Origin of the sequence: Nesterenkonia lacusekhoensis (assembly GCF_017876395.1) — a bacterium.
Classification (GTDB): domain Bacteria; phylum Actinomycetota; class Actinomycetes; order Actinomycetales; family Micrococcaceae; genus Nesterenkonia; species Nesterenkonia lacusekhoensis.
Window position 1 is genome coordinate 1 of the sequence record NZ_JAGINX010000001.1, and the last position, 26,960, is coordinate 26,960.

At 64.9% G+C, this 26,960-nt stretch carries 17 protein-coding genes, 3 tRNA genes and 3 rRNA genes; 16 read left to right on the forward strand and 7 right to left on the reverse strand.

Features of this window, described 5'->3' with window-relative positions; translation table 11 throughout:
- Positions 1–609: 609 nt before the first annotated feature.
- From JOF45_RS00005 to JOF45_RS00020, 4 genes are all read left to right on the forward strand, one after another.
- Positions 610–2,137: ribosomal RNA gene (locus tag JOF45_RS00005) — 16S ribosomal RNA — on the forward strand.
- A 371-nt stretch (positions 2,138–2,508) separates the two neighbouring features.
- Positions 2,509–5,609: ribosomal RNA gene (locus tag JOF45_RS00010) — 23S ribosomal RNA — on the forward strand.
- 194 nt (positions 5,610–5,803) lie between these two features.
- A 5S ribosomal RNA gene (gene rrf, locus JOF45_RS00015) occupies positions 5,804–5,921 on the forward strand.
- Together the 16S, 23S and 5S rRNA genes form the textbook arrangement of a ribosomal RNA operon.
- 365 nt (positions 5,922–6,286) lie before the next feature.
- Positions 6,287–7,516, forward strand: coding sequence for an MFS transporter (locus tag JOF45_RS00020; protein ID WP_342591346.1), 1,230 nt, complete (start codon positions 6,287–6,289; stop codon positions 7,514–7,516).
- Between the two features lie 139 nt (positions 7,517–7,655).
- Here the strand turns inward: JOF45_RS00020 and JOF45_RS00025 are convergent.
- A tRNA-Pro gene (locus JOF45_RS00025) sits at positions 7,656–7,729 on the reverse strand.
- Positions 7,730–7,860: 131 nt separating this feature from the next.
- Between JOF45_RS00025 and JOF45_RS00030 the strand changes: the two genes are divergently transcribed.
- Positions 7,861–8,490: a hypothetical protein gene (locus tag JOF45_RS00030; protein ID WP_210047222.1), complete on the forward strand. Its 630-nt coding sequence runs from the start codon at positions 7,861–7,863 to the stop codon at positions 8,488–8,490.
- 21 nt (positions 8,491–8,511) lie between these two features.
- Positions 8,512–9,099 (forward strand): TetR/AcrR family transcriptional regulator, encoded by a 588-nt coding sequence (locus tag JOF45_RS00035; RefSeq protein ID WP_210047223.1) that lies wholly within the window; start codon positions 8,512–8,514, stop codon positions 9,097–9,099.
- 27 nt (positions 9,100–9,126) lie between these two features.
- On the opposite strand, the gene aceB is transcribed toward JOF45_RS00035, so the two are convergent.
- Positions 9,127–10,728 carry a malate synthase A gene (gene aceB / locus JOF45_RS00040; RefSeq protein WP_210047224.1) on the reverse strand — a complete coding sequence of 534 codons (1,602 nt, stop codon included), beginning with the start codon at positions 10,726–10,728 and terminating at the stop codon, positions 9,127–9,129.
- 66 nt (positions 10,729–10,794) lie between these two features.
- On the opposite strand from aceB, the gene JOF45_RS00045 reads away from it, so the two are divergent.
- Positions 10,795–11,634, forward strand: coding sequence for an IclR family transcriptional regulator (locus JOF45_RS00045; protein WP_210047225.1), 840 nt, complete (start codon positions 10,795–10,797; stop codon positions 11,632–11,634).
- Here JOF45_RS00045 and ald read toward each other — a convergent pair.
- Entirely contained in the window at positions 11,621–12,727 is a 1,107-nt protein-coding gene (ald, locus tag JOF45_RS00050; protein ID WP_210047226.1) for an alanine dehydrogenase, read from the reverse strand. The two genes, JOF45_RS00045 and ald, sit on opposite strands and share 14 nt — an antisense overlap.
- A 129-nt stretch (positions 12,728–12,856) precedes the next feature.
- On the opposite strand from ald, the gene JOF45_RS00055 reads away from it, so the two are divergent.
- Positions 12,857–13,342, forward strand: coding sequence for an Lrp/AsnC family transcriptional regulator (locus JOF45_RS00055; RefSeq protein WP_210047227.1), 486 nt, complete (start codon positions 12,857–12,859; stop codon positions 13,340–13,342).
- 194 nt (positions 13,343–13,536) lie between these two features.
- Here JOF45_RS00055 and otsB read toward each other — a convergent pair whose 3' ends face one another.
- Positions 13,537–14,316 (reverse strand): trehalose-phosphatase, encoded by a 780-nt coding sequence (gene otsB / locus JOF45_RS00060; protein WP_210047228.1) that lies wholly within the window; start codon positions 14,314–14,316, stop codon positions 13,537–13,539.
- Positions 14,313–15,812: an alpha,alpha-trehalose-phosphate synthase (UDP-forming) gene (locus JOF45_RS00065; protein ID WP_245324085.1), complete on the reverse strand. Its 1,500-nt coding sequence runs from the start codon at positions 15,810–15,812 to the stop codon at positions 14,313–14,315. The genes otsB and JOF45_RS00065 overlap by 4 nt, the downstream gene beginning before the upstream one ends.
- Positions 15,813–16,004: 192 nt before the next feature.
- Here JOF45_RS00065 and JOF45_RS00070 point away from each other — a divergent pair, with 192 nt between their 5' ends.
- The 6 genes from JOF45_RS00070 to JOF45_RS00095 all read left to right on the forward strand — a co-directional run bounded on the left by JOF45_RS00070 (position 16,005) and on the right by JOF45_RS00095 (position 22,358).
- Complete coding sequence (locus tag JOF45_RS00070; RefSeq protein ID WP_210047230.1) at positions 16,005–16,910, forward strand: DsbA family protein; 906 nt, start codon at positions 16,005–16,007, stop codon at positions 16,908–16,910.
- An 82-nt stretch (positions 16,911–16,992) separates the two neighbouring features.
- A tRNA-Thr gene (locus JOF45_RS00075) sits at positions 16,993–17,065 on the forward strand.
- 214 nt (positions 17,066–17,279) lie between these two features.
- Positions 17,280–18,812: an MDR family MFS transporter gene (locus tag JOF45_RS00080; protein ID WP_245324086.1), complete on the forward strand. Its 1,533-nt coding sequence runs from the start codon at positions 17,280–17,282 to the stop codon at positions 18,810–18,812.
- Positions 18,813–19,159: 347 nt separating this feature from the next.
- On the forward strand, positions 19,160–19,846 hold the full coding sequence (locus tag JOF45_RS00085) for an SDR family oxidoreductase (RefSeq protein WP_210047231.1): 687 nt from the start codon (positions 19,160–19,162) through the stop codon (positions 19,844–19,846).
- A 106-nt stretch (positions 19,847–19,952) separates the two neighbouring features.
- A tRNA-Val gene (locus tag JOF45_RS00090) sits at positions 19,953–20,029 on the forward strand.
- Between the two features lie 103 nt (positions 20,030–20,132).
- On the forward strand, positions 20,133–22,358 hold the full coding sequence (locus tag JOF45_RS00095; protein WP_210047232.1) for a threonine/serine exporter family protein: 2,226 nt from the start codon (positions 20,133–20,135) through the stop codon (positions 22,356–22,358).
- Positions 22,359–22,392: 34 nt separating this feature from the next.
- On the opposite strand, the gene JOF45_RS00100 is transcribed toward JOF45_RS00095, so the two are convergent.
- Both JOF45_RS00100 and JOF45_RS00105 read right to left on the reverse strand, forming a co-directional pair.
- Complete coding sequence (locus JOF45_RS00100) at positions 22,393–23,103, reverse strand: uracil-DNA glycosylase (RefSeq protein WP_210051116.1); 711 nt, start codon at positions 23,101–23,103, stop codon at positions 22,393–22,395.
- Between the two features lie 498 nt (positions 23,104–23,601).
- Positions 23,602–24,543 carry a GlxA family transcriptional regulator gene (locus JOF45_RS00105; RefSeq protein ID WP_210047233.1) on the reverse strand — a complete coding sequence of 314 codons (942 nt, stop codon included), beginning with the start codon at positions 24,541–24,543 and terminating at the stop codon, positions 23,602–23,604.
- A gap of 107 nt (positions 24,544–24,650) precedes the next feature.
- Here JOF45_RS00105 and JOF45_RS00110 point away from each other — a divergent pair, with 107 nt between their 5' ends.
- Positions 24,651–24,962: a putative quinol monooxygenase gene (locus JOF45_RS00110; RefSeq protein WP_210047234.1), complete on the forward strand. Its 312-nt coding sequence runs from the start codon at positions 24,651–24,653 to the stop codon at positions 24,960–24,962.
- 632 nt (positions 24,963–25,594) lie between these two features.
- Complete coding sequence (locus tag JOF45_RS00115) at positions 25,595–26,920, forward strand: ISL3-like element ISPfr2 family transposase (RefSeq protein ID WP_210047235.1); 1,326 nt, start codon at positions 25,595–25,597, stop codon at positions 26,918–26,920.
- Positions 26,921–26,960: the final 40 nt, after the last annotated feature.

Consider the following 26,960-nt stretch of genomic DNA (forward strand, 5'->3'; position numbering starts at 1 on the left):
AAAGTATTCATCCGTGCCCAGGGCGCATGGCTGAGAGGCCAGGCCGGTCGGAAAAGCGAAATGCGGACTGATCAGCTTTCCTGGTACGATTCAGCAGCAGTTTTGCTGCGTTTGTTCTTTCTTATAAGATATATATCTGGTCCTGCATGACGGGATGAACCGGGATTTGATTGTTCTGGTTTCTCTGGTAAGGTTATGCAGCCGGCTGGTTCGGATGAATCACTGCGGAAACGCTGATTTGACGAGCTGGTCAGGATGGACTAGAGTTGTTGATCGCGCCGAAAACGCTGCTGACGCCCTCCGGGGCCACGGAGTTGACAGCGTGAGAGACACAAGGTAAGATAGTAAAGTTGCTTCGGAGCGATCCGGAAACGAGAGCTTGTTTCTGGTGGTGCCGAGTGTGCTTGTTGCTTGAGAACTCAATAGCGTGCCAAGTTTGTTGATACCAAATTATTTATTGTTTGGTTGACATGATCCTACCACCCCCGTGGTGTGGATTGTGTATAGCCATTGATCAACGATCCGGCTTGTGTACTGGTTGTTCGTGAGGGTCCTGTTTTTCCGGCAGGGCTTGGATGACTGGTGTCTGGTCGGGTTTTTCTCTGTTTTTTAATGGAGAGTTTGATCCTGGCTCAGGATGAACGCTGGCGGCGTGCTTAACACATGCAAGTCGAACGATGAAGCCTGGTGCTTGCACCGGGTGGATTAGTGGCGAACGGGTGAGTATCACGTGAGTAACCTGCCCTTGACTCTGGGATAAGCCTGGGAAACTGGGTCTAATACCGGATACGACCAGTCACCGCATGGTGTGCTGGTGGAAAGCTTTAGCGGTTTTGGATGGACTCGCGGCCTATCAGCTAGACGGTGAGGTAATGGCTCACTGTGGCGATGACGGGTAGCCGGCCTGAGAGGGTGACCGGCCACACTGGGACTGAGACACGGCCCAGACTCCTACGGGAGGCAGCAGTGGGGAATATTGCACAATGGGCGAAAGCCTGATGCAGCGACGCCGCGTGTGGGATGACGGCCTTCGGGTTGTAAACCACTTTCAGCAGGGAAGAAGCTTTTTGTGACGGTACCTGCAGAAGAAGCGCCGGCTAACTACGTGCCAGCAGCCGCGGTAATACGTAGGGCGCGAGCGTTATCCGGAATTATTGGGCGTAAAGAGCTCGTAGGCGGTTTGTCGCGTCTGCTGTGAAAGCCCGGGGCTTAACCCCGGGTGTGCAGTGGGTACGGGCAGACTAGAGTGCAGTAGGGGAGACTGGAATTCCTGGTGTAGCGGTGAAATGCGCAGATATCAGGAGGAACACCGATGGCGAAGGCAGGTCTCTGGGCTGTTACTGACGCTGAGGAGCGAAAGCATGGGGAGCGAACAGGATTAGATACCCTGGTAGTCCATGCCGTAAACGTTGGGCACTAGGTGTGGGGGACATTCCACGTTTTCCGCGCCGTAGCTAACGCATTAAGTGCCCCGCCTGGGGAGTACGGCCGCAAGGCTAAAACTCAAAGGAATTGACGGGGGCCCGCACAAGCGGCGGAGCATGCGGATTAATTCGATGCAACGCGAAGAACCTTACCAAGGCTTGACATACACCGGACCGCCCTAGAGATAGGGTTTCCCTTCGGGGCTGGTGTACAGGTGGTGCATGGTTGTCGTCAGCTCGTGTCGTGAGATGTTGGGTTAAGTCCCGCAACGAGCGCAACCCTTGTCCTATGTTGCCAGCACGTAATGGTGGGGACTCATGGGAGACTGCCGGGGTCAACTCGGAGGAAGGTGGGGATGACGTCAAATCATCATGCCCCTTATGTCTTGGGCTTCACGCATGCTACAATGGCCGGTACAGTGGGTTGCGATACTGTGAAGTGGAGCTAATCCCTAAAAGCCGGTCTCAGTTCGGATCGAAGTCTGCAACTCGACTTCGTGAAGTTGGAGTCGCTAGTAATCGCAGATCAGCAATGCTGCGGTGAATACGTTCCCGGGCCTTGTACACACCGCCCGTCAAGTCACGAAAGTTGGTAACACCCGAAGCCGGTGGCCCAACCCTTGTGGGGGGAGCCGTCGAAGGTGGGACGAGCGATTGGGACTAAGTCGTAACAAGGTAGCCGTACCGGAAGGTGCGGCTGGATCACCTCCTTTCTAAGGAGCTGCACCCGAGTCGGGTGCGCCACTTGAGCTGCCGAATGTGTGGCTGGTGGTTTGCTCATGGGTGGAATATCAACGAATAACCCCTTTTTGTTGGGGTTCATCATGCTTGGCACCTGCTGGTGGTTAGTACGCCGTGTGCTGCTCGTTTACGGGTGGTTGTGGTTGGAACGCTTCTGGTGGGTGTTGTGGTGTGGTGTTTGGTGCGCTGTTGGGTCCTCGGGTAATAAGCCCGTGTGACTGGACCCTCTGCTTCAGGTAGCTGCTGTTCCCGTTTGTGGGTGGTGGTGATGGGGGTGGGGGTTGTTGTTTGGGAACTGCATAGTGGACGCGAGCATCTTTTGTTCTTTAGCAATTTTGTGAACGTGTAAGTGTTAAAGGGCGCATGGTGGATGCCTTGGTAGCAGGAGCCGATGAAGGACGTGGGAATCTGCGATAAGCCTGGTGGAGCTGATAACCGAGCGTTGAGGCCAGGATTTCCGAATGGGGAAACCCCGCATGCTGTTGTGGTGTGTGACCACACGCTGAATGTATAGGCGTGTTGGAGGGAACGCCGGGAAGTGAAACATCTCAGTACCGGTAGGAAGAGAAAACAAGTAAGTGATTCTGTGAGTAGTGGCGAGCGAAAGCGGATGGGGCTAAACCAATCACGTGTGATACCTGGTAGGGGTTGCGTGGTTGGGGTTGTGAGACCCAGTGTCCAAGATCTACCAGTCTTGGCGGTTGAGGTGCGGGCGTATAGACGAACAAGGTTGAGTCCTTGACCGTAGAGGGTGTGAGTCCCGTAGTTGGAATGCGTTCCGCCGGCCGATCTGGTGTTCTCGAGTAGCACGCGGCTCGAGGAATCGTGTGTGAATCTGCCAGGACCACCTGGTAAGCCTGAATACTCCCTGCTGACCGATAGTGAATCAGTACCGTGAGGGAATGGTGAAAAGCACCCCGGGAGGGGAGTGAAATAGTACCTGAAACCATGTGCCTACAATCCGTCAAAGCATGCCTGCGGGTGTGTGATGGCGTGCCTTTTGAAGAATGAGCCTGCGAGTTAGTGCTCAGTGGCGAGGTTAACCCGTGTGGGGCAGCCGTAGCGAAAGCGAGTCTGAATAGGGCGTTTTGAGTCGCTGGGTCTAGACCCGAAGCGGAGTGATCTACCCATGGCCAGGTTGAAGCGCGTGTAAGAGCGCGTGGAGGACCGAACCCACCTAGGTTGAAAACTGGGGGGATGAGCTGTGGGTAGGGGTGAAAGGCCAATCAAACTCTGTGATAGCTGGTTCTCCCCGAAATGCATTTAGGTGCAGCGTTGAGTGTTTCATCCTGGAGGTAGAGCTACTGGATGGCCGATGGGCCCTACAAGGTTACTGACGTCAGCTAAACTCCGAATGCCAGTGATGTGAGAGCTCAGCAGTGAGACTGTGGGGGATAAGCTTCATGGTCGAGAGGGAAACAGCCCAGACCACCGGTTAAGGCCCCTAAGCGTGTGCTAAGTGGGAAAGGATGTGGAGTTGCTTAGACAACCAGGAGGTTGGCTTAGAAGCAGCCATCCTTGAAAGAGTGCGTAATAGCTCACTGGTCAAGTGATTCCGCGCCGACAATGTAGCGGGGCTCAAGCACACCGCCGAAACCGTGGCATTCAACGTTTGTTGGATGGGTAGGGGAGCGTCCCATAGGTGGTGAAGCCGCAGCGGAAGCTAGTGGTGGAACCTATGGGAGTGAGAATGCAGGCATGAGTAGCGAAAGACACGTGAGAAACGTGTCCGCCGAATGACTAAGGGTTCCAGGGTCAAGCTAATCTGCCCTGGGTTAGTCGGGACCTAAGGCGAGGCCGACAGGCGTAGTCGATGGATAACGGGTTGATATTCCCGTACCGGCGAAGAACCGCCCACGCGAACCCGCTGATACTAACCACCCGAAACCCACCTGAGCACCCTTCGGGGTGTGTGGTGGGCGTAGCGTGGGACCTGAAGCGGTCTAGCGAGCGTATTAACAGGTGTGACGCAGGAAGGTAGCCGGGCCCGGCGATGGTTGTCCGGGTCTAAAAATGTAGGCTGACTCTTAGGCAAATCCGGGAGTCGTGAGGCTGAGATTTGATGGGCCCTCACATAGTGAGGGATCCGGTGGTCCTATGCTGCCGAGAAAAGCATCGACGCGAGGTTCAAGCCGCCCGTACCCTAAACCAACACAGGTAGTCAGGTAGAGAATACCAAGGCGTTCGGGAGAATCACGGTTAAGGAACTCGGCAAAATGCCCCCGTAACTTCGGGAGAAGGGGGGCCATCCACGTGACGCGCATTCGCTGTGACGGGCGTGTGGTGGCCGCAGAGACCAGGGGGGTCCGACTGTTTACTAAAAACACAGGTCCGTGCGAAGTCGTAAGACGATGTATACGGACTGACTCCTGCCCGGTGCTGGAAGGTTACGAGGAGGAGTTAACCCTTTCGGGGGTGAAGCTCTGAATTTAAGCCCCAGTAAACGGCGGTGGTAACTATAACCATCCTAAGGTAGCGAAATTCCTTGTCGGGTAAGTTCCGACCTGCACGAATGGAGTAACGAGACCCCCGCTGTCTCAACCGTGAACTCGGCGAAATTGCAATACGAGTAAAGATGCTCGTTACGCGCAGCAGGACGGAAAGACCCCGAGACCTTTACTATAGCTTGGTATTGGTGTTTGACATCACTTGTGTAGGATAGGTGGGAGACGTTGAAGCGGTCACGCCAGTGATCGTGGAGTCGTTGTTGAAATACCACTCTGGTGTTGTTAGGCATCTAACTTCGGGCCCTGATCGGGTCCAGGGACAGTGCCTGGTGGGTAGTTTAACTGGGGCGGTTGCCTCCCAAAGAGTAACGGAGGCGCCCAAAGGTTCCCTCAGCCTGGTTGGCAATCAGGTGTTGAGTGTAAGTGCACAAGGGAGCTTGACTGTGAGACAGGCATGTCGAGCAGGAACGAAAGTTGGGACTAGTGATCCGGCGGCACCGTGTGGAAGGGCCGTCGCTCAACGGATAAAAGGTACCTCGGGGATAACAGGCTGATCCTCCCCAAGAGTTCATATCGACGGGATGGTTTGGCACCTCGATGTCGGCTCGTCTCATCCTGGGGCTGGAGTTGGTCCCAAGGGTTGGGCTGTTCGCCCATTAAAGAGGCACGCGAGCTGGGTTTAGAACGTCGTGAGACAGTTCGGTCCCTATCCGCTGCGCGCGTAGGAGATTTGAGAAGGTCTGTCCTTAGTACGAGAGGACCGGGACGGACGAACCTCTGGTGTGTCAGTTGTACTGCCAAGTGCACCGCTGATTAGCTACGTTCGGGATGGATAACCGCTGAAAGCATCTAAGCGGGAAGCCGGCTTCAAGATGAGATCTCCGTCACCCTTTGAGGTGTGAAGGCTCCCAGCTAGACCACTGGGTTGATAGGCCAGATGTGGAAGCGTGGTAACACGTGAAGCTGACTGGTACTAATAAGCCGATCACTTACACCATCATCATCCCCTTGTTTGTGGGGTGTTGTTAGAAGAGTTGTGTGCTTGCGTCCACTAGGCGGTCCCCTGTCAACAAACCCCGGCACTGTTGTGTGTTGGTGGGTTCAGGGATAGTTGAATAGTGTCACCGTTTGTTGTGACCCGTTAGGTTTACCCAGCGCCCCGGTTTGGTGGGGTGTTGTGGTTGAGAGGGTTACGGCGGTCATAGCGTAGGGGAAACGCCCGGATCCCATTCCGAACCCGGAAGCTAAGCCCTACAGCGCCGATGGTACTGCACCCGTAAGAGTGTGGGAGAGTAGGTCGCCGCCGAACACACATTAGAGTCGACGCCCGGATCGAGAGCAATGGAGCTCTTGGCCGGGCGTCGACTGCGTTAACAGCGCTTCACCCCGGCAGTCAGCAGGTCTGATCGGGGGAGCCGCTGACGATCAGCAGAGTCGTCCCGGAGGCTCCGCTGCTGAGGGCGGTCCTGTAGACTGCTCTGTCGGCCCGGGCGGAATGCTCGGCCGGCCCTGATATGAATCACCCTGTGTATCTACCTGACTGGCCCGTGGAGGAGCCCGTCAAGGCGGCACTTATCCATGTGCGCGCTGCAGGAGGTGCGCGAGACGATGACTGCTTTCGGCTCTGACCGCGGAGACGGTGTCCCCACAGAGGCTCCCACAGGCGGGGCCCCGGTGATCTCATCGTCAGAGGACCCCACTCTGGTCCGCGCCGCGGGGTTTACCTATTTCCCGATCGCCCTGGTGGCGCGCATCCCCTACGCCATGATGGTGGTCGGGGTGCTCACCCTGGTGGTCTCCGCCCGCGGGTCATTGGGACTCGGTGGTCTGACCTCGGCAATGGTGGGGTTGGGCACCGCCCTCTGCGCGCCACTGGTGGGTGCCGCTGCGGACCGTTGGGGACAACGTCTTGTGGTGCTCGTGGTCGGCCTGGCCAGCACGGTCACACTGTTGGCCATGGCCTGGGTGGCCTACTCGCCGCTGCCCGACTGGGCCGTGCTGGTCTCGGCCCTGCTGATCGGAGCGTGCACTCCGCAGATCCCTCCGATGTCGCGCACCCGGCTGGTGAGCATCATCCTGCGCCGGCTGCCGGAGGCTCGTCGCAACCGCACGCTGAGCCGCACGATGGCCTACGAGTCCGCTGCTGACGAGATGACCTTCGTCTTCGGGCCTGTCATCGTCGGGCTGTTGGCCGCTCTGGTGAGTCCGGCAGCCCCGGTGGTCGCGGCGGCCCTGCTCACCGTGGTGTTCGTGACCGCCTTCGCTCTGCACGGCAGCGTCCGTGAAGTCGCACCCTCCGCGAGCGACCGCGATTCCGCGGCCCCTGTGCGAGAGCTCTTCCGCGGCTCCCTGGTGACCGTTCTGGTCGGTGCACTGGGCATCGGCCTGCTCTTCGGCGCGGTGCTGACCTCCCTGACCTCCTTCATGACCGACGCCGGTCACGCAGAGAGCGCCGGTCTGGCCTACGGCGTGATGGGGATCGGCTCGGCGGTCTTCGCGCTGGCGGCGGGGCTCTTCCCAGAGCGCTTCTCCCTGTGGGCGCGCTGGCTGATCTTCGCGGCGCTCATGGTCGCCGGCGCCGTCGTTCTGCCGTTCGTCACCGGCTTGGTCGGCATGATCGCTGCGCTGGCCCTTCTCGGCATCGGACTCGGCCCCACCTTGGTGACTGTGTTCAGCCTGGTCTCAGCACGCAGTCCTCGGGGTCGTGCCGCGACGGCCATGACGGTCGCGACCACCGGAATCGTCGTCGGACAGTCCGCTGCGTCGGCACTGGTCGGCCAGATCGGTGAGCGCCTGGGCACCGGGCCGGCGCTGCTCGCTCCGGCGCTTGCGGCATCAGTCGTATTGGTCGCGGCCGTGGTGAACTGGCGGCGAGGGGACTCTCACTCCCTCGGGCACGACTGATCTCTCGCCCCTGCCGCGGGCGGGGCGGCGGGTGCTCACAGATCAGGAGAGTCCACAGGCCGGAAGGCCCACAGAACAGAGAAGCCCGGCACCAGAATAACTGGTGCCGGGCTTCATCCCTGATGGATCAGGTTCACGGTCGGGGTGACAGGATTTGAACCTACGACCTCCTCGTCCCGAACGAGGCGCGCTACCAAACTGCGCCACACCCCGTGGCCTGCGATATGGCCCAAGGGCTACGAATCGCAGAACTCAATACTAGCGACATCCCCGGCGCTGAGGCAAAACGAGGGTGGCCCCGGCTGTCATGCTCTCACTGAGGTTTCGGCGATAGTCTTATGGGCATGAACGAACGCCCTCAACAGCACTACCTGAAGCTCCTCGTCTCCGGAGCGGCGTTCGTGATCCTCTGCCTCGGCCTGACCCTGCTCCTGCTGCCCAACCCGTGGGCCATCGCGGCCGGCGTCGCGGTGGGCGCGGCCGGGGGTGCCGGTACCTACGGGCTCATGCACGGTCGGGAACTGTCCGTTCAGCGTCGGGCCACTGAGGTCCGCTCCGAGCAGCAGGACCTGCAGAAGCAGCTCCAGGCCCTGGAACAGACTATCCGGGGAAGATCTCAGCAGCTTCCGCCGTCGACTCAGGGCCAGCTGCGGATGATGGTGGTCGGCCTGGAGGAGATCGTGGAGCGCTGGTCCTCGTTGGACCGGGTGCCCGAACATCAGGAGGGCGTGCGCCGGACGGTGGAGTACCACCTTCCGCACACGCTGGAGATCTTCCTGCAGCTGCCCGACGCGGCCAAACCCGATCATGCCGCAGAGTTCAAGGCCCAGGTCAGCCTGTTGGCCGAAGCTGTGGCCAAGACGAGGGACCGTGTGGTCCGCCAGGATCTGCAGGCGCTGCGCGCCAACCGCTGGCTGCTGGAGGAGTCGCTCGGCGAGGCCGACGTACAGCGGTTCCGTGATCAGGGGCTGTGACAGGTCTGCGGGGAAACGGCCATGTCTCTGAGTTCTGAGCGGATCGTCGAGACCGCCGTGGGTCTGCTCACCGAGTACGGGCTCCATGATGTGACCATGCGTCGTCTGGCCTCCGAGCTCAGTGTGCGCCCAGGCGCCCTCTATTACCACGTGCCCCATAAGCAGGAGCTGCTCAGGCGAGTGGCGCACCAGCTTCTGGCCCCGCTGCAGAAGCCCGATGCTGATCCCGTAGAGCTGATGCTGCAGTTCCGGGACACCGTTCTGCCGCTGCGCGACGGGGGAGACCTGCTGCTGATCGCCTACGGGCTGGACCAGCGCATCCCGCCGGTGCCCGCCCTGGAGGAATCGCTGCAGGCCGCAGGGCTCGGCGCCGACGCGGCCAGGCGGCACAGCGCTGTCCTCATGCGCTTCGCCTTGGGCGCCGTCGCTGCCGAGCAGAACATCTCGCTGCTCAGCGGGTCGCAGAACGCCGTCCAGCCTGCCACGTCGCCCGGTCACCCCCAGTCAGCCCAGAACGCAGCCGGTACAGCCCTGAGCGCCGCCCCGGCGGCAGAGAGCGCAGATCTCTATGCCTACGGTCTGCGCTCCCTGCTCGCTCAGGCTGCCTGAGCCGACCGATCGCTGGATGTCCTCAGCTCAGTCCATGTACTCGTAGGCCGGCAGAGTGAGGAAGTCCAGGTACTCCTCGTGCAGGACCAGCTTCCGGACCACGTCGGCGGCGGGCTCGAAGTATGCACTGAAGGTGTCGGCGTCGGAGATCTCCTCGCGAAGGCGCTCGAGCTCCTCATCCAACAGGCTCTCCACCAGCTCGCGTGTGATCGTCCGGCCGGTGTCCGAGGCCACGGTGCCGTTGTGGATCTGCTGCCACACCTGAGAGCGGGAGATCTCCGCAGTGGCCGCGTCCTCCATCAGGTTGTGGATGGCCACCGCCCCGTTCCCGGAGAGCCAGACCGCGGTGTAGTAGATCGCCACGTAGAGGTTGCCCCGCACTCCTGCCTCGGTGACGTCGCCCTCCGCGGCCTCCGTGTTCAGCAGGTCGGCGGGGCCGACCTCCACGTCGTCGCGCCTGCGGTCGATCTGGTTGGGCCTGTCGCCCAGCACCTTGGTGAACTCCTCGGCGCAGAGCTCCACCAGGTCGGGGTGGGCCACCCAGGAGCCGTCGTAGCCGTCGTTGGCCTCGCGGGACTTATCGTCGCGGACCTTCTCGATGGCCTTGGCGGTGACCTCCGGCTCGCGGCGGTTGGGGATGAAGGCCGCCATGCCGCCCATGGCGAAGGCGTTGCGCTTGTGGCAGGTCTTGACCAGCAGCTCGGTGTAGGCCCGCATGAAGGGCTGGGTCATGCCCACCTGGGCGCGGTCGGGCAGAACCCACTGATCGCCGGAGCTGCGGAAGTACTTGATCAGGGAGAACAGGTAGTCCCAGCGGCCGGCGTTGAGCCCGGAGGCGTGATCGCGCAGCTCGTAGAGGATCTCGTCCATCTGGAAGGCCGCGGGCAGGGTTTCGATCAGGACGGTGGCGCGGACGGTACCGTGGGGGATCCCCAGCTTCTTCTCGGCGAAGGTGAAGATGTCGTTCCACAGCCGGGCCTCGCGGTAGTGCTCCAGCTTGGCCAGGTAGTAGAACGGGCCCTCGCCGCTCTCGGCCAGCACCTTTGCGTTGTGGAAGAAGTGCAGGCCGAAGTCCACCAGGCCGCCGATGGCAGGCTTGCCGTCGATCTCGATGTGCTTCTCCGGCAGGTGCCAGCCGCGCGGGCGCATGACCACAGTCGGCAGGGTGACGTCATCGCGCAGCGTGTACTCCTTGCCCTCCGCGGAGGTGAAGGAGAGGTTCCTGCGGGCCGCGCCGTAGAGGTTCTTCTGGGCGTCGATCAGGTTGAACCAGTTCGGGGACAGGGCATCCTCGATGCAGGCCAGCCACACCTTGGCGCCGGAGTTCAGCGCGTTGATCGCCATCTTGGCCGGGGCGGCGGGGCCGGTGACCTCCACGCGGCGGTCCTTCAGCGACTCCGGCTGCTCAGCCACGGTCCAATCGCCCGCCCGGACCTCGGCGGTCTCCGGCGGGAACTCCAGAGTGCCGGTCTTCGCGGCCTCGGCCTGAGCGGTCTTGCGGGCCTCCAGGAGCTCGTTGCGGGTGCCGCCGAACTCGGCGTGCAGCTCCTCGATGAATGCCAGGGCGTCCTCGGTGAGGATCGACTCGGAGCCGGGAACCTCGTAGGGCTCCTTCACGGTGATGGTCATGCTGACTGCTCCTTCGCAGGTCATCGGTTCTGGTGACTGTTCCATCCTTGGCCTACGATTCGGATTATGGAAGATGAATTCCACATCGCGGACTCAGAGTCGTCTGTGACGACAGGCCGGCCAGCTCCGGCGGGGGAGGAGCCCAGTTCCACCAAGCGCTCGGAGCCTCAGCGGGTCCAAGTGGTGGAGCGCGCCTTCGACCTGCTCAACGCCCTGGTGGCGCTCGGCGGCAGCGGCAGCGCGGGCCAGCTCAAGGCGGAGACCGGACTGGCAGGGCCGACGGTCCACCGTATCCTGCACACTCTCATCAGCCGAGGCCTGGTGCATCAGCTGCCAGACCGCAGCTATGCCCTGGGTGCCAACCTGGTCCCGCTGGGCGAGGCCGCCACGCGGCAGATGGGCGGTCTGGCCGTCCCGCAGATGCAGTCCCTGGTGGGAGAGCTCGGAGAGAGCGTGAACATGGCCGCGATGGAGTCAGAGATGGTCGTCTACATCGCCCAGGTGCCTTCGCCCCAGTCCATGCGCATGTTCACCGAAGTCGGCCGTCGGGCCCCCATGCATTCCACCGCGGTGGGCAAGGCCATGCTCTGCACGATGGATCCGTCCCGGGTCCGGGAGGTCGTGGCCTCCACGGGGATGCCGGCACGCACGGCCAAGACGCTGACCCGGCCGGAGTCGCTGCTGGAGCAGCTGCCGGTCATCGCGCAGCAGGGCTATGCCCTCGACGACGAGGAGCAGGAGCTCGGCGTGCGCTGCCTGGCCGTTCCGGTGCCTCAGGGGCCCACTCGGATGGCGCTGTCGGTCTCCGGGCCCACTGCACGGGTCGACGACGCCTTCGTCCGGCATGCGGTGCCGCTGATGAAGCGCATCGCCGCAGAGATCGGGCGGAAGTTCAGCCGCGGCTGAGCTCGGTCAGCGGCAGTCCGTGTGCCTGGGCCACGGAGGGGTGATGCAGCTGGCCTGCCGAGGTGCTCAGCCCGTCCGCCAGGGCGGCGTCGGCGTCCAGTGCGGCCTCCCAGCCGGCGTCGGCGAGCTTGAGCACATAGGGGAGTGTGGCGTTGGTCAGCGCCGGCGTGGAGGTGGCGGGCACGGCGCCGGGCATATTCGCCACGCAATAGAAGAGCGCATCGTGGACTGAGAAGGTGGGCTCGTGGTGGGTGGTCGGCCGGGATCCCTCGAAGCAGCCGCCCTGATCCACGGCGATGTCCACGAACACAGTTCCGGGCCGGGCCGCGGCCACCATCTCATCGGTGACCACTTTGGGCGCAGCCGCCCCGGGCACCAGCACGGCCCCGACCACCAGATCCGACTGCGCCACCTGCTGGGCGATCTCATAGGGGGTGGAGGCCAGAGTGCGGATGCTGCCGCGGAAGGCCTCATCCACCTGTCGCAGCCGGGGCAGCGAGATGTCCATGACTGTCACGTCGGCGCCCAGGCCCTGGGCTACCCGGGCGGCGTTGACGCCGGCGACACCGCCGCCGATCACCAGCACCTGACCGTTGCGGGTGCCGGGGACCCCCGGCAGCAGCACTCCGGCCCCGCCGGCGTGGGCGCGCAGATGGGAGGCTCCCTCCAGTACGGAGAGGCGGCCGGCCACCTCGCTCATCGGCGTCAGCAGGGGCAGTGAGCCGTCGGCCAGCTGGACGGTCTCATAGGCGATCGACGTGGTCCCCGCCTGCATCAGCGCCTCGGTGAGCCCGCGGTCCGCGGCCAGGTGCAGGTAGGTGAAGAGCACCAGGTCCTCGCGCAGGAAGCCGTACTCCTCCGGCACCGGTTCCTTGACTTTGAGCACCATCTCGGCACCCCAGGCCTCCGCGGCCGAGGAGACGATCTCCGCGCCCACCTGCGCGTAGTCAGCGTCCTGGAATCCCGACGCCGCCCCCGCCCCGGTCTGGACGAGCACCGAGTGCCCCGCGGTCGTGAGCGCGGCCGCCCCGGCAGGGGTCAGCGAGACCCGGTACTCGTGGTTCTTCACTTCAGCGGGGATTCCGACGCGCATTCGTGCCTCCGAACGATCAGCAGCAGGTCACCTTCAATATCCCTCACTCTTTCGTACTGGTCGAGATCTGCCGCATAGAATTCTGCGATGAGGCACGTTCTGCCGCCGACGTTCTGACAGGGGTTTACTATGCCGCATCATGCCAACGATTCTTCTGCGGCTTTGGACGAGGTCGACATGGAGCTGCTGCGGCGTCTCAGCGAGAACGCGCGCACGGCCAACTCGGATCTCGCCCGAGCCGTCGGCCTCTCGCCGAGCGCCTGTCTGGCGCGGATCCGCCGACTGCGGCAGAGCGGGGTCATCACCGGATTCACCACGACCGTCAGCCCGCGGGCTCTGGGCTACACCTTCCAAGCCCTGGTCAACGTACGCATCCGTCCGGGTGCCCGGCACATGATGGGGCAGATCACCGAGGAGCTGCGCGCGCTGCCTGAGGTCTCACAGCTGTTCGTGCTGGGCGGGACGGAGGACTTCCTGATCCATGTGCAGGTGCGCGACGCCGACCACGTCCGTCAATTCGTCCTGGACAACCTCTCCAGCAATCCTTCGGTGGCGCTGACCGAGACCAACATGGTGTTCGAGCACCACCAGGGACGCGGCGGGCTGCCCTCCTAGAGGGCCCGGGCCGGAAGAGAAGCCCGGAGGTCCGGAGGAGGGGCCCGGACACAGAATGCCGCGAGCTCTCCGCGCTGCCGCGAGATATGACGCGCGGCGATGCGGAAAACCCGCGGCATTCCGTCAGGGGCTGTCGAAACCTGTCCAGCCCAGCCCTGCTCAACCCAGCCCTGCTCAGGCCTGCTCAGGCCTGCTCAGCTGCGGAAGCGCCGGAGAGTCTCGAGCACATCGGCCAGATCTGCCGGAGCACCGATGCGGTGCCCGGCGGCGGTGCTGCCTGAGCCGACCTTGATGCCGACGTCGTCGCCCTCCAACACGGCGAAGCCATGTTCATCGGTGACGTCGTCGCCGGCGAAGAGCACTGCCCCAGGGCGCACGTGGGACCGCAGATCGGTCAGCGCCTCGCCCTTGGTGGAGAGCACCACCACCGACTCGACCACCGCCTTGCCCTCCTTCACATGGGCGCCGTCCACCATGGCCAGCGCCGTCCGGGCCTCCTCCAGGACCTTCTGGGCGACTTCGGGGTCCTCCACACGGCGGACGTGGAGGGCGGCTCCTGCGGGCTTATGCTCCACCCAGGCGCCTTCGGCGGTGGTGGCGACCTGCTCCAGAGCCTCGATGATCGCAGTCCGGGCGATCTCCTCCTGGGCGCTGAGGACCAGACCGGGGGAGTCGGGGCCCAGATAGCGCTCGGCGCCATGAGAGCCGATCAGCAGCGTGCCCTCGGGCGGGGAGGCCAGCCGACGCAGCGTCTCCAGGGGGCGGCCGGAGACATAGGCCAGCGTCACCCCCCGGGCTTGGGCCAACTGCTCGATGGCCGCAGCATTGGCCGGCACGGGGCGGGCGGCGTCGGCCTCGGACACCAGCTCAGCGACACAGCCGTCGAAGTCCAGTGCGACCAGCACGGTCTCATAGGAGGCCAGCCGCTCCAGGGCGGCGCTGAGCTGGGGATCTGCAGAGGGCTCTGTGCTCACAGCTCCTCCAGACGGTCCAAGAAGTCGCGGGCCCAGCGCTTGACGTTGTGCGAGACCACCTGACGGCGCAGGACCTCCATACGGGTCCGGGCGTCCTCGCTGTCCATCTTGACCGCCTTGACGATCGCGGCCTTGAGCTCGTCGATGTCATGGGGGTTGATCAGCAGGGCCTGGCGCAGCTCATCTGCGGCGCCAGTGAACTCGGAGAGCACCAGCACGCCGTCGTCGCCCTGCCGGGCCGCCACATACTCCTTGGCCACCAGGTTCATGCCGTCCCGCAGCGCGGTCACCAGCATGACGTCGGCCGCCAGGTACAGCGCCACCATCTCTTCGATCGGGTAGGAGTGGTGCAGATAGCGGATGGCGGTGTGGCCCATCGTGTCGAACTCACCGTTGACCCGTCCCACCGTCTGCTCGATCTCCTCCCTGAGCAGCTGATAGGACTCCACGCCCTCGCGGGAGGGGCTGGCCACCTGGACCAGGCAGGCCTCGCCCACGGTGAGCCGCTTGTCCTGGAGCAGCTCCTCGTAGGCCTTCATCCGGTGCCGGATGCCCTTGGTGTAGTCCAGCCGGTCCACACCCAGCAGCACCGTCTCCGGGCTGCCGAGCTCCTCACGGATCTGCGCGGCCCGGGCGATGATGTCCTCACGCTGGGCCAGCTCGGTGATGGTCTCAGTGTCGATGGAGATGGGGAAGGATCTGGCCTCCACCACCCGCGCGCTGCCGATGTCCGGGGCGGCCTCCTGGCGGGCCGCGGTGCCGCGGTCGGCGTCGGCGTCGAAGCCGGCCAGCGGGGAACCCTCGTCATGAGCCTTGGACTCGGTGGGTACGTGGATGCGGTCCTCCTCCACGTAGTAGCCCAACCGGTTGCGCACTGCGCGCTGGAAGTTGGTGGCATCGGAGCTGCGCTGGAAGCCGATCAGATCTGCGCCGAGCAGGCCCCGCAGCACCGAGTGGCGCCAGGGCAGCTGGGAGAACAGTCCCGGGGGAGGGAAGGGGATGTGGTTGAAGAAGCCGATCTTCACATCCGGGCGCAGCTCCCGCAGCATCGCCGGGACCAGCTGGAGCTGATAGTCCTGGACCCAGACCACGGCGCCTTCGGCGGCCACGGATGCGGCGTTCTCTGCGAACCGTCGGTTGACCCTCCGGTAGGCCTCGAACCAGTGCCGGTGGAACTCCGGTCGGGCAATCACGTCGTGGTAGAGCGGCCAGAGCGTGCCGTTGGAGAAGCCTTCGTAATAGTCTTCGAGCTCTTGGGCGCTCAGCGGCACCGGCACCAGGTGCATATCCTCGTGGTCGAAGGCGTCGAGGACCTCGTCCGGAGCGCCGTGCCACCCGACCCAGGCCCCGTCGGAGGAGGCCATCAGCGGCGCCAGTGCGGTGACCAGGCCGCCGGGAGAGCGCTGCCACCCGATGCTTCCGTCCTCCTGGGTGACTCGGTTGACGGCCAGCCGATTGGCCACCACCACGAAGTCGTACCCGTCTTTCTTCGTCATGCCTTCAGCCAATGCCATGCACCCTTTCGTCCTGAACAGCGGGGAAGACGACGGCGACGACGCCGGTCGCTGCTGTAAGCCTACCTGGACCGTTCAGCCTTCGTCCGGGTGCAGATGCGCGTGCTCCATGCGGAGGAGCTACCCTGGATGAGGCTTTTCCAGCTCTTCATCTAGTGCATATCGGAGATTTCCATGGCTCGGACTTCGCAGAACGGCAGCGCCCGTGAGCAGGCGCGGAAGATGCAGCAGGAGCAGGAGCGCAAGGAACGCATGCGCTCGCTGCTGCTCCGGCTCGGCGTGGTGGCTGTGGCAGTCGCCGTCGTCGTCGGACTGACCTTCTATGTGGTCAACCGCGGCGGAGGCGACGGCGGCGGTCAGTACACCACCGGCGCGGCCCCCTCGGTGGCCAACGAGGAGGGCGGCATCACGCTGACCTCCACCACGGAGCTGGCCGACGGCGATGATCTGGGTGAGGTCTCCAGCGACGACGTCCCCGGCAGCGACGGTGCGGTGCCCGGCGGTGTGGAGACCGAGGAGGGCGAGGTCCCCCATGTGGTCATCTACACCGATCCCTCCTGCCCGTCCTGTCAGCAGTTCGAGGCGGAGAACCACGAGCAGATCGGTGAATGGCTCGACGCCGGCCAGATCACCGTGGAGTATCGCTCGGTGAACTTTGTGGGCCAGTACGCCCAGCGCGCCAACGGTGCGATCGCCTGCGTGGCCGAGGAGTCCCCGGAACACTTCTACGACTTCCTCGGGCAGGCCACGGTGAACCCGGACCAGTCGGTGGATGAGCTGGTCAGCGCCGCCGACGGTCTGGGCGCGGACATCTCCCAGTGCATGGACGACAACGAGTACTATGCCTTCACCGGCTACACCACCGCTCAGGCGCAGGCCCAGGAGATTCAGGGCACGCCCACCATCTTCGTGGACGGTGAGCAGATCGAAGGCTGGCAGGAGGGCGCCTTCGCTGAGGCGGTGAACTCCGCGATCGAGGAGAACGGCGGCGACGCCGGGGACGATGCCTCGCAGGAGGACGGTTCGGAGGACGCCTCCGAGGAGGGTGCTCAGGAGGAGGACCCCGCTCAGTCTGAGTGATAGACTCTTCAGTCGGCGCCGCAGTCTTCTGCCAGCTGCCCCGTCAGCTAGACGGTCAGCTCCGCAGGCCGCTGCGGCCCACGCCTCCTTAGCTCAGCTGGTAGAGCAGCTGATTTGTAATCAGCAGGTCGTCGGTTCGAACCCGGCAGGGGGCTCTGTTTCATGAACGCCCGGAATGCCAGAGCACTTCCGGGCGTTCGCATGTGCATCTGTGGTTCGTCCTCCTGAGTCTCGCACCGGTCGGCCTGCCCGGTGGCGTCCACCCCGGCCGGCTCCATCGACGGAGGATTCCCGTCCCGCAGGACGTAATGCCCCCTGATCCTCAGCCTGTGGACTGTGCTGAGCGTCAGGGCTGATGGAGGCTCCAGATTGTCTGACACCACCACCGACGCCCCGCCGGCCCTCACCGAGGAGAGGATGCCGCGGGCCCATAAGCTCACGATCGGCGCGCTGCTGGTCGCAGCGTTCGTGATGATCCTCAACGAAACCATCATGAACGTCGCGCTGACTCCTCTGCAGGAGGAGTTCCAGGTCACCGAGACCACCATCCAGTGGCTGACCACTGCGTTCATGCTGACCTTGGCCGTGGTCATCCCGACCACCGGCTTCATCATCCAGCGCTTCAGCCTGCGCGGGGTGTTCAGCGCCGCGATGTCCCTGTTCATCGCCGGCACCGCTCTGTGTGCGGCGGCCCCCGGATTCGAGTTCCTGGTGGCAGGCCGTGTGGTCCAGGCCGCCGGCACCGCCATCATGCTGCCGCTGATGATGACCACGGTGCTGACCCTGGTCCCGCTGCGCCGCCGCGGCGTGGTCATGGGCAACATCGCCATCGTCATCTCCGTGGCCCCGGCCACCGGCCCGGCGCTCTCCGGGCTCATCCTGTACCTGGCCGACTGGCGCTGGATGTTCCTGACCATCCTGCCGATCGCCGTGATCGCCCTGCTGCTGGGCCGCCCGCGTCTGGACCCGACGCCGGGCACTGTGGGCAAGCCGCTCAACATCCCCTCGCTGCTGCTGGCCGTCCCCGGCTTCGGCGGCCTGGTCTACGGCATCAGCCAGATCGGCGGTGGCCACGGCACCGAGGACCTCGACGCCGGCGCCGAGGGCGGCGTGGACCCGGTGGCGCTGATCGTCCTCGGCGTGGGCCTGCTGTGCCTGGCCGGCTTCGTGCTGCTGCAGATCCGTCTGCAGAAGTCCGAGTCCGCTCTGTTGAACCTCAAGCCCTTCAAATACACGATGTACACCCGGGCCCTGGCGATGATGCTGCTGATGATGATCGCCCTGTTCGGCGCGCTCATCATCCTGCCGATGTTCCTGCAGCAGGCCCGCGGTCTGGGCACGCTGGAGACCGGTCTGCTCATGCTGCCCGGCGGTGTGCTCATGGCGCTGATGGCCCCGCCGGTGGGCCGGCTCTACGACAAGGTGGGGCCCAAGCCTCTGGTCATCCCCGGTGCGAGCATCCTGATCCTGTCCCTGCTGGCGATGAGCATGCTGGCCCCAGATACGCCGATCGCGATGGTCCTGGCCCTACACGTGGTGCTCTCCTCCGGACTGGCGCTGCTGTTCACCCCGGGCTTCACCACGGCGATGAACCCGCTGCCGCAGCCGCTGTACTCCCACGGCTCGGCCGCGCTGAACACGCTGCAGCAGCTGGCCGCCGCCATCGGCACCGCCGCACTGGTGGCCGTGATGGGCATCGGCGCCGCCATAGCCGTCTCCCAGGGTGCGACGGCGGCCGAGGCCGAGCTCGAGGGCTTCCGCACCGCGTTCCGCACAGCGGCTGTGCTGAGCATCGGCACGCTGATCCTGGGCGCCACGCTGCGGGCCACCCAGGCTGAGGACGGCGATGAGGATGCCGAGGAGGTCGTGATCGAGGAGGCTCCGGAGAAGGAGCCCTCCTGATCGGCGTCGGCCGCTGACCCGGCTCAGCGGCCGACAGGTCGGGCCGGCCGGTCCGAGCGCCACAACAGAACACCACGGCGAAGGGCCCGGTGGGATGCACTGATCATCCCGCCGAGCCCTTCTGAGTGTTCAGTTCTGGTGGAGAGGAAGTCTGGCTCAGAAGCCCCTGCGGACCTCTTCTTGGAAGCGGGGCCCGCCCGCACCAGGCGGGCCCCTGTCGCACCCAAGTGAGTACTACCTTACGGGCGCCATAATTAATACGCAAGCCCTATTTTGCGAAATCTCTGAAATTTCTGCTCAGGGGGCTGTGTTGTCCCGGGTGGATACGACGACGAAGAGAGGTTCCCATGTCTGACAAGCGAGTGGTCATCATCGGCGGGCACGGCAAGATCGCCCTGCTCGCCGCCCCGAAGCTCACCCAGGCCGGCTATTCGGTGGACTCGGTGATCCGCAACCCTGAGCATGCCGAGGATGTCTCCGCCGTCGGTGTGAACCCGGTGGTGCTGGACGTGGAGCAGGCCGACGTCGAGACCCTCGCCGAGGCCTTCGCCGGAGCCGAGGCTGTGGTCTTCTCCGCCGGCGCCGGCGGAGGCAGCCCCGCCCGCACCAAGGCAGTGGACCAGGACGCGGCCATGCGCACCATGGATGCCGCGGCCCAGGCCGGAGTCAGCCGCTATGTGATGGTCTCCTACGCCCGCGCGGAGACCGACATCCACACGCTGGAACCGGAGAACTCCTTCTATCCCTATGCGGCGGCCAAGCACCACGCCGACAACTACCTGCGCGGCACCGAGCTGGACTACACCATCCTCGGGCCCGGCCGTCTGACCCTGGATCCCGCCTCCCGGAAGCTGCAGATCCTCGACGCCGACGGCGCCGCCGTGGCTAAGGAGGAAGGCGGCGAGGGGGTCACCCACACCTCCCGGGAGAACGTGGCCGAAGTCATCGCCCATGTGCTCAGTGAGCGTGTCGCGGTGAAGCAGACGGTGAACTTCTTCGACGGCGAGACTCCGCTGGAGGAGGCCATCCGCTGAAGGCTTTCAGCCGATCAGCGCCTCGAGGGGCTGGGAATTTCATCTCCGGCCCCTCGAGGTGCTAATCTTCTATGGCACTCAGGCGCGATGCGCAGTGGTGCACCGAGGATCTGTAGCTCAGTTGGTTAGAGCGCACGCTTCACACGCGTGAGGTCGATGGTTCGAGTCCATTCAGATCCACCACAACTTCTGGCCTGAACTCATCAGGCACCACCGATCGACTTCACCACAATGACCCGGGAGATCCCGGGTCATTTTGTGGTTGTATTGCAGGAAGGGAGGGGCTTTGTCGTCAGATCGCGATGAGAGCTACGAGCCGGAGGCCATCGATCCGATGATCTCCGCGCCCACAGCAGATGTCTCCGCGATTCCTGTGGTGCGTTCCTCCGCGGCATCCGACGATGAGGCCGAGGAGGAGTCCTCCGGCGGTTTCGTGAAGTCCCTGACCTCCTCCATCGCCTCCTCCTGGCAGGCCTCCACTGAGGCTGAGGCCGCCCTGGAATGGGAGGAGTACGACGCCGAGGCCGCCGACCGCGCGGTCGAGGAGCGCGAGGACGATTCCGGCTCGCGCCACGAGTTCACCCCGGATCCCGAGTTCCAGCGGACCTACACGGCGGTGAACTCCGCAGTCTCCGCCCCCTCCACCGAGGATCTGGACCACCACCTGCACACCTACGCCTATCCCGAGGTTGAGGCTCCGCAGACGATGGAGCCCAACCGCTACGCCTCCGACCCCATCCAGGGCGGAGCGCGGGACTACTGGGAGTCCTTCCCCAGCACCGGAGACTGGTCCCACACCGAGGCGCTGGGTCCGCAGATCCCCACCACCGGCAACACTGAGGCCGTCTCCCCCTGGGAGCAGCGCGCCGCCGAGGCCGCCCGCAGCCAGCAGGAGGGGGAGCCGACGTCGGCGTCGGGAGTTCTGGACCTGTCCTTCACCTCCTCGATCGGCAACCTGCCCTCCACCCCGCTGGAAGCCGCACCGCTGCGCCGCCGCTCCGTCCTGCGGCCCAGCCGAATCCGCGACAAGATCGGCCCGCAGCGCCTGAAGGGTGCGCCGATCTTCGACCGCACCGTCTTCGACCAGAAGCTCAAGCCCCAGCAGGTCCAGCAGGCGTTCCGGAGGATCATGCGTCCGGAGGCGCCGATGACCTCCGCCATGCCGATCCTCGACCGGCTGGAGGGGACGCCCTTCGCGAACCCGCAGCAGGCCGAGGCCCCGGTGGAGTCGGAGGAGCCGGCCACCATCGCCTTCGTCCTGGACCTCGGGGAGACCCTCTTCCGCTACGGTGCCGGTGCTCTGGAGGTGGAGACCTCCATCATCGCCACCACTGCGGCCTTCGGGATGAAGAACACCGATGTGGACATCACCAACCAGTCCATCAGCCTCAACTGGGCGCCTGAGGGGAAGATCCCCTATTCGCGGGTCCGTGTGGTGCGCTCCTGGTCCGGGAACTATAAGGCTTTGGCGGCGGTCCACCAGCTGGTGGCCGACATCGTCGCCGGACGGATGACCCGCAGCGACGCCGCACAGCGGCTGGAGGAGATCACTCGGGAGCCCAAGCCGTTCCCGCGCTGGGTGGTCACGGTGGCCGGCGGCTTCTTCGCCAGCTTCTTCGCCAGCTTCCTGGGTGCGCCCCTGCTGGATGCCACGCTGGGCTTCTTCGGCACGCTGATCGTGCTGTGGCTGACCCGGCAGCTGACCACCTGGCGGGTGCCCGAATACTTCGGCCTGGCGGCCGGCGGATTCGTCGCGTCCTTCCTCGCCATGGGTGCCTTCACGATGGGCGTGGACATCACCCCGTCCATGGTGGTGGCCGGATCCCTGATGATCCTGCTCCCTTCGGCGCGAGTGGTCTCAGCCATCCAGGATGCGATCAACGGCTTCCCGATCACCGCGGCCGGCCGTCTGCTCTCCTCGATGATCGCCTTCGCCGGCATGACCTCCGGGATTATGGCCGCAGTGGTGATCTGGGACCTGATGGGCGCCCCGCACATCGTCATCGCCGATGGTCTGACGCGCATCTATCCGGCGCCGGTGCTGATCGTGCTGGTGTTCTTCGCCGGCTCCTGCGCGGCCATCGTGGAGCAGGCGCGCCTGCGGATGATCCTGCCCATCGGGGCGGTCTCCGCGCTGGGCTTCGCCGGCTTCTACGCCGCGGAGCTGATCGGCCTGGGGGAGCGGATCACCCCGATCATCGGCGCGACCATCGTGGGTGCGCTGGGCCGCGTGGTGGCGCTGCGCATGGGTGCACCGCAGCTGGTGGTCGCAGTGCCGGCCATGATGTTCATGCTGCCCGGCCTCATGGTCTTCCGCGGCATGTACCAGATCGCGATCGAGAACCCCGAGACCACGATGGTCATGTCGATGATGGGCGGCCTGGCCGAGCTGTTCAACGCGCTGATCATCATTCTGGCCATCGCCTCCGGGATCGTGCTCGGCGACGTGTCCATGCGTCCGCTGACCTCCAGCCTGCAGTCCAACGAGCGCTCGCGCACCCGCAACCGCTGAGGTCGCGAGCTGTGCTGGGTGGCCGGCGTCGGACTCAGCGCAGCTGCCAGTCGATGGGCTCGGCGCCCAGACGTTCCAGCTCCTGGTTGGCCCGGGAGAAGGGCTTCGAGCCGAAGAAGCCTCGCCGGGCAGAGAGCGGAGACGGGTGGGGGCTGGTGATCACGGCCGTGTGCTCGCCCTGATCCAGCAGCGGCGCCATCTTGCGCGCATCGGCGCCCCAGAGGATGGAGACCAGCGGGGTGCCGCGCTCCACCAGGGCCTCCAGGGCGGTCCGGGTGATCTCCTCCCAGCCGATCCCTCGGTGCGAGCCGGGGCTGCCGGCGCTGACGGTCAGCACACGGTTGAGCATCAGCACCCCCTGGTGGGCCCAGGTGCTCAGGTCCCCGTGCTCGGAGGGGGCCAGGCCGAGATCGTCCTGACGCTCCTTGAAGATGTTCTGCAGGCTGCGTGGCAGCGGCCGCACGTCGGGGGCCACGGCGAAGGACATGCCGATCGGGTGCCCGGGGGTCGGGTAGGGGTCCTGTCCCAGGATGATGACCTTGACCCGGTCGAAGGGCTGACGGAAGGCGCGCAGCACGCGGGTCGGGGCCGGGAGGATGTCCTCGCCCAGCTCGCGGCGTCGGGTGAGCTCCTCGCGGATGGAGGCGAAGCGCTCGGCCTGGGAGGACAGTGCCTGCTCCCAGGCCGGCTCCAAGGGTGCCACCAGCGAGGGGGAGAGCTCCTGCTCCTGCTCCGAACTGCTCATCATGATCTCTCCGGCTGCGTTCTCGTCCATAGCTGCATGTGTGAGGTCGTAGGACCCTCATGCCTCTGTCTTCAGCCTAGCGACTGTCCCACAGTCGGCAAAAAGGCTCTTCCCAGATGAGGGTGTAGGTCGGCCGGGCGCGTCGGTCCGCAGATAGACGTCGAGGTCTCCCGACGACGGAGGTTCCTACGCCATCCGTCCGAAAGACCTCGACGTGACCGACGCTACCCCGCCGGCCGGCCTCGGCCGCCCTGACCTAACCGCCTTCGCGTCTCATCCCAATCGGCTCTGATCGGGTCTGCTGACCCTCTCGACGAGAACGCAGCGACATCACAGCCACCCAACCCCGACCGTCCGGGAAGCCGGGGCACGTCACATGGGCTGTGCTGCGGGCGTGTCGAGTGGGTAGTCCAGGGGCGACGCAGGAGCGTCGACGCGACGTGCTGAGAGGTGGTTCCCACCGAGCGCTAGGACACCGGCTACAGGCATGGCGATAGGTCAGGAACGGCGTCGCTCCCTGCGCAGTAGGGAGCGCAGAGTCTCGGCGTTCGCGTAGCCGACCCGTAGCGCGATCTCGGCGGAGGTGAGGTCCGTGGTTGCTGAGAGGTGCCGAGCTCGTTCGATGCGAAGCCGTTGGACGAAGCCGAGCGGAGTGAGGTTGAGCGCCGCACGGACTCGTCGTTCGAGGGTGCGCCGGCTGGTGCCGAGCGACTGCGCGACGAAGGCGACGTTGAACGGTTCGTCCAGGCGGGCGCGCACGAAGCGTTCGAACTCGACGACGATCGGATCCTCGTGCCGGAGATGTTCGTAGGCGACGAAGGCCGCCTGCGACGGACGCTCGTCGATGATGAGGAGCTTGGAGACATGTCGGGCCAGGTCGGGGCTGATCGATCGCACGAGTGAGAGCGCGAGGTCGATGTGGGCGAACGCGGCGCCGGCGGTGACGAGGTTCCCGTCGACCACGACCATGGTGTCGAGATCGAGGGCGACGGTCGGATAGCGCTTCAGGAACTCCGGCCCCAGGAACCAGCTGGTCGTCGCCCGCCGATGATGCATCCGTCCGGTCTCGGCGACGGCGAACACGCCGGTGCACGCCGCGGCGATCCGGGTGGTCGCCTCGTCGAGGCGCTCGAGCGAGGCGATGACCGAACGAGCATCTCGGCTCTGGAGGGCGTCGTTGGTAGCGGCGGGCGTGAGGGTTCCAAGCGCAGGGACGACGACCACGTCGAACTCTCCGGACTCCGACAGCGGGTGGTCCACTGACAGGCTCATCGATGCGGTCGTGGTCACTCGCCGTTTCGTTCCGAGGATGGCGAGTTCGATCGGGTCGATCCGCGGATCGACATCGCCGCGGGCTCCGTCGGCCACCCGCAGGATGTCGATGACCGACGCGACAGCCGAACCGAAGCAGCCGTCGATCGCGATCAGTCCGATACGCATGACGTAAACAATAGCAATACTGCCGTATACGCCACTCCCCACCGGCCCTCGCTCGTCATACGCTGAACTCGTCCCACGAAGAACCCCGACGTCAAGGAGAGTCCCTCATGTCCACACCCGCATCACTTCCGTATGCCTTCGTCGCCAAGATCGTCGCGGCCGATGGACAGCACGACGCGGTCGCCGATCTGCTCGCCGGCGCTGTCGCACTCGCCAACGAAGAAGTAGGAACGATTGTCTGGTTCGCGGTCAGGACCCACGCCGACACCTTCTGGATCTTCGATGCATTCCCCGACGAAGCCGCTCGCGACGCCCACGCCAACGGCGCCATCGTCGCAGCCCTGAAGGCCAACCAGCACCTCCTCGGCGCAGCACCCGAGATCCTGGCGGCCGACGTCCTCGCGTCCAAGCTCCCGTAGTCCGCCAACGCACGAGACGATCGCGCCCCGCCGAGCCGTCGCCAGGTCGCGACGCAACGCCACGCCGCGTTGCCGAGCGGAGCGAGGCCTATCGGCACACGGACAGGATGCCGGCTGCGAGCGCTCGGCCGGCGAGGGGTCCGTCGCAGAGGAGAGCGACGTCGGTGTCGGGCAGAGCCGTGAGGCCAGCGCATCGCGCGACCACCAGAACCGAACCGCCCCTGCCCTGCGTTTCCGCAGGTCAGGGGCTGTTCGCCAGAGCCGCCTGTCGGAATCGAACCGACGACCTAATCACGTCGGCTTTGCGTCTATCGCTTGATGCGCCCACTGGGCGAACGAGCCGCTGACCTGCGCGAACGCCGAGCGTGGAGGGCGCCGCCATCCGGTGGTGACCGACGACGACTGACCAGTACCGACCGTTTCACCGGAGCTTGCGGCGGCGTCGAAGCCGAGCAAGCTCCATTCTTTTAGCTCACCGCGCCCTCCTCCTAGCCGGTCCCGTCGTCGTCGAAGACGTTTCAGGGGTCTTCCCAGATGAGGGTGTAGGTCGGCCGGGCGCGTCGGTCCGCAGATAGACGTCGAGGTCTCCCGACGGCGGAGGTTCCTACGCCATCCGTTCGAAAGACCTCGACGTGTCCGACGCTACCCCGCCGGCCGGCTTCGGCCGCCCTGACCTGACCGCCTTCGCTCGACTCGACGGCCTCGGTCTGAGCGTGACCGGACAACGACTTGAACCGGATCGTGCGGTCCTCGCGTGCCGCGTGGTGGAACCAGATCAGTGGTGCCGACGGTGCGGCAGCGAAGGCGCTGCTCGTGACACCGTGATCCGGCGGTTGGCCCACGAGCCGCTGGGCTGGCGACCGACCGTGCTGGAAGTTGTAGTGCGCCGCTACCGCTGTGCCGACTGCGGACACGTGTGGCGCCAAGACACCAGCGCCGCGGCGGAGCCACGCGCGAAGCTCTCGCGCGCCGGGCTGCGGTGGGCGCTGGAAGGGATCGTGGTCGCACACCTCACCGTCGCACGTGTCGCCGAGGGACTCGGGGTCGCGTGGGACACCGCCAACAACGCGGCCCTGGCCGAAGGCAAGCGGCTGCTGATCAGCGACCCCACGCGGTTCGAGGGCGTGAAGGTCATTGGCGTCGATGAGCACGTCTGGCGCCACACCAGGCGTGGCGACAAGTACGTCACCGTGATCATCGACCTCACCCCGGTCCGCGATGGCGCCGGCCCAGCAAGGCTGCTGGACATGGTCGAGGGCCGGTCGAAGGCGGCGTTCAAGACCTGGCTCGCCGACCGCGACGACGCCTTCCGTGACGCGGTCGAGGTGGTCGCGATGGACGGCTTCACCGGGTTCAAGACCGCCGCTGCAGAGGAGATCCCGGACGCGGTCACGGTGATGGATCCCTTCCACGTCGTGCGCCTGGCCGGTGACGCCCTCGACAGGTGCCGGCGCCGGGTCCAACTCGCGATCCACGGGCACCGTGGGTTCAGGGACGACCCGCTCTACAAGTCGCGGCGCACGCTGCACACCGGCGCGGACCTGCTCACCGACAAGCAGAGCGACAGGCTACGCGCGCTGTTCGTTGATGACGCTCACGTCGAGGTCGAGGCGACCTGGGGTGTCTACCAGCGCATGATCGCCGCCTATCGCCACGAGGACCGGCAACGTGGCCGCGAGCTCATGGAGAAGCTGATCACCGACCTCAGCGCCGGCGTCCCCAAGGTGCTCACCGAGCTCACCACTCTGGGCCGGACCCTGAAGAAGCGAGCCGCCGACGTGCTCGCCTACTTCGAACGACCCGGCACCAGCAACGGGCCGACCGAGGCAGGCAACGGACGGCTCGAACACCTGCGCGGCTCCGCACTCGGGTTCCGCAACCTGACCAACTACATCGCCCGAAGCCTGCTCGAGACCGGCGGCTTCAGACCCCAACTCCTACACCCCCGATTGGGATGAGCCGGCAAAAACACCGCCGGGCAGATGGCGGAGAACGCTC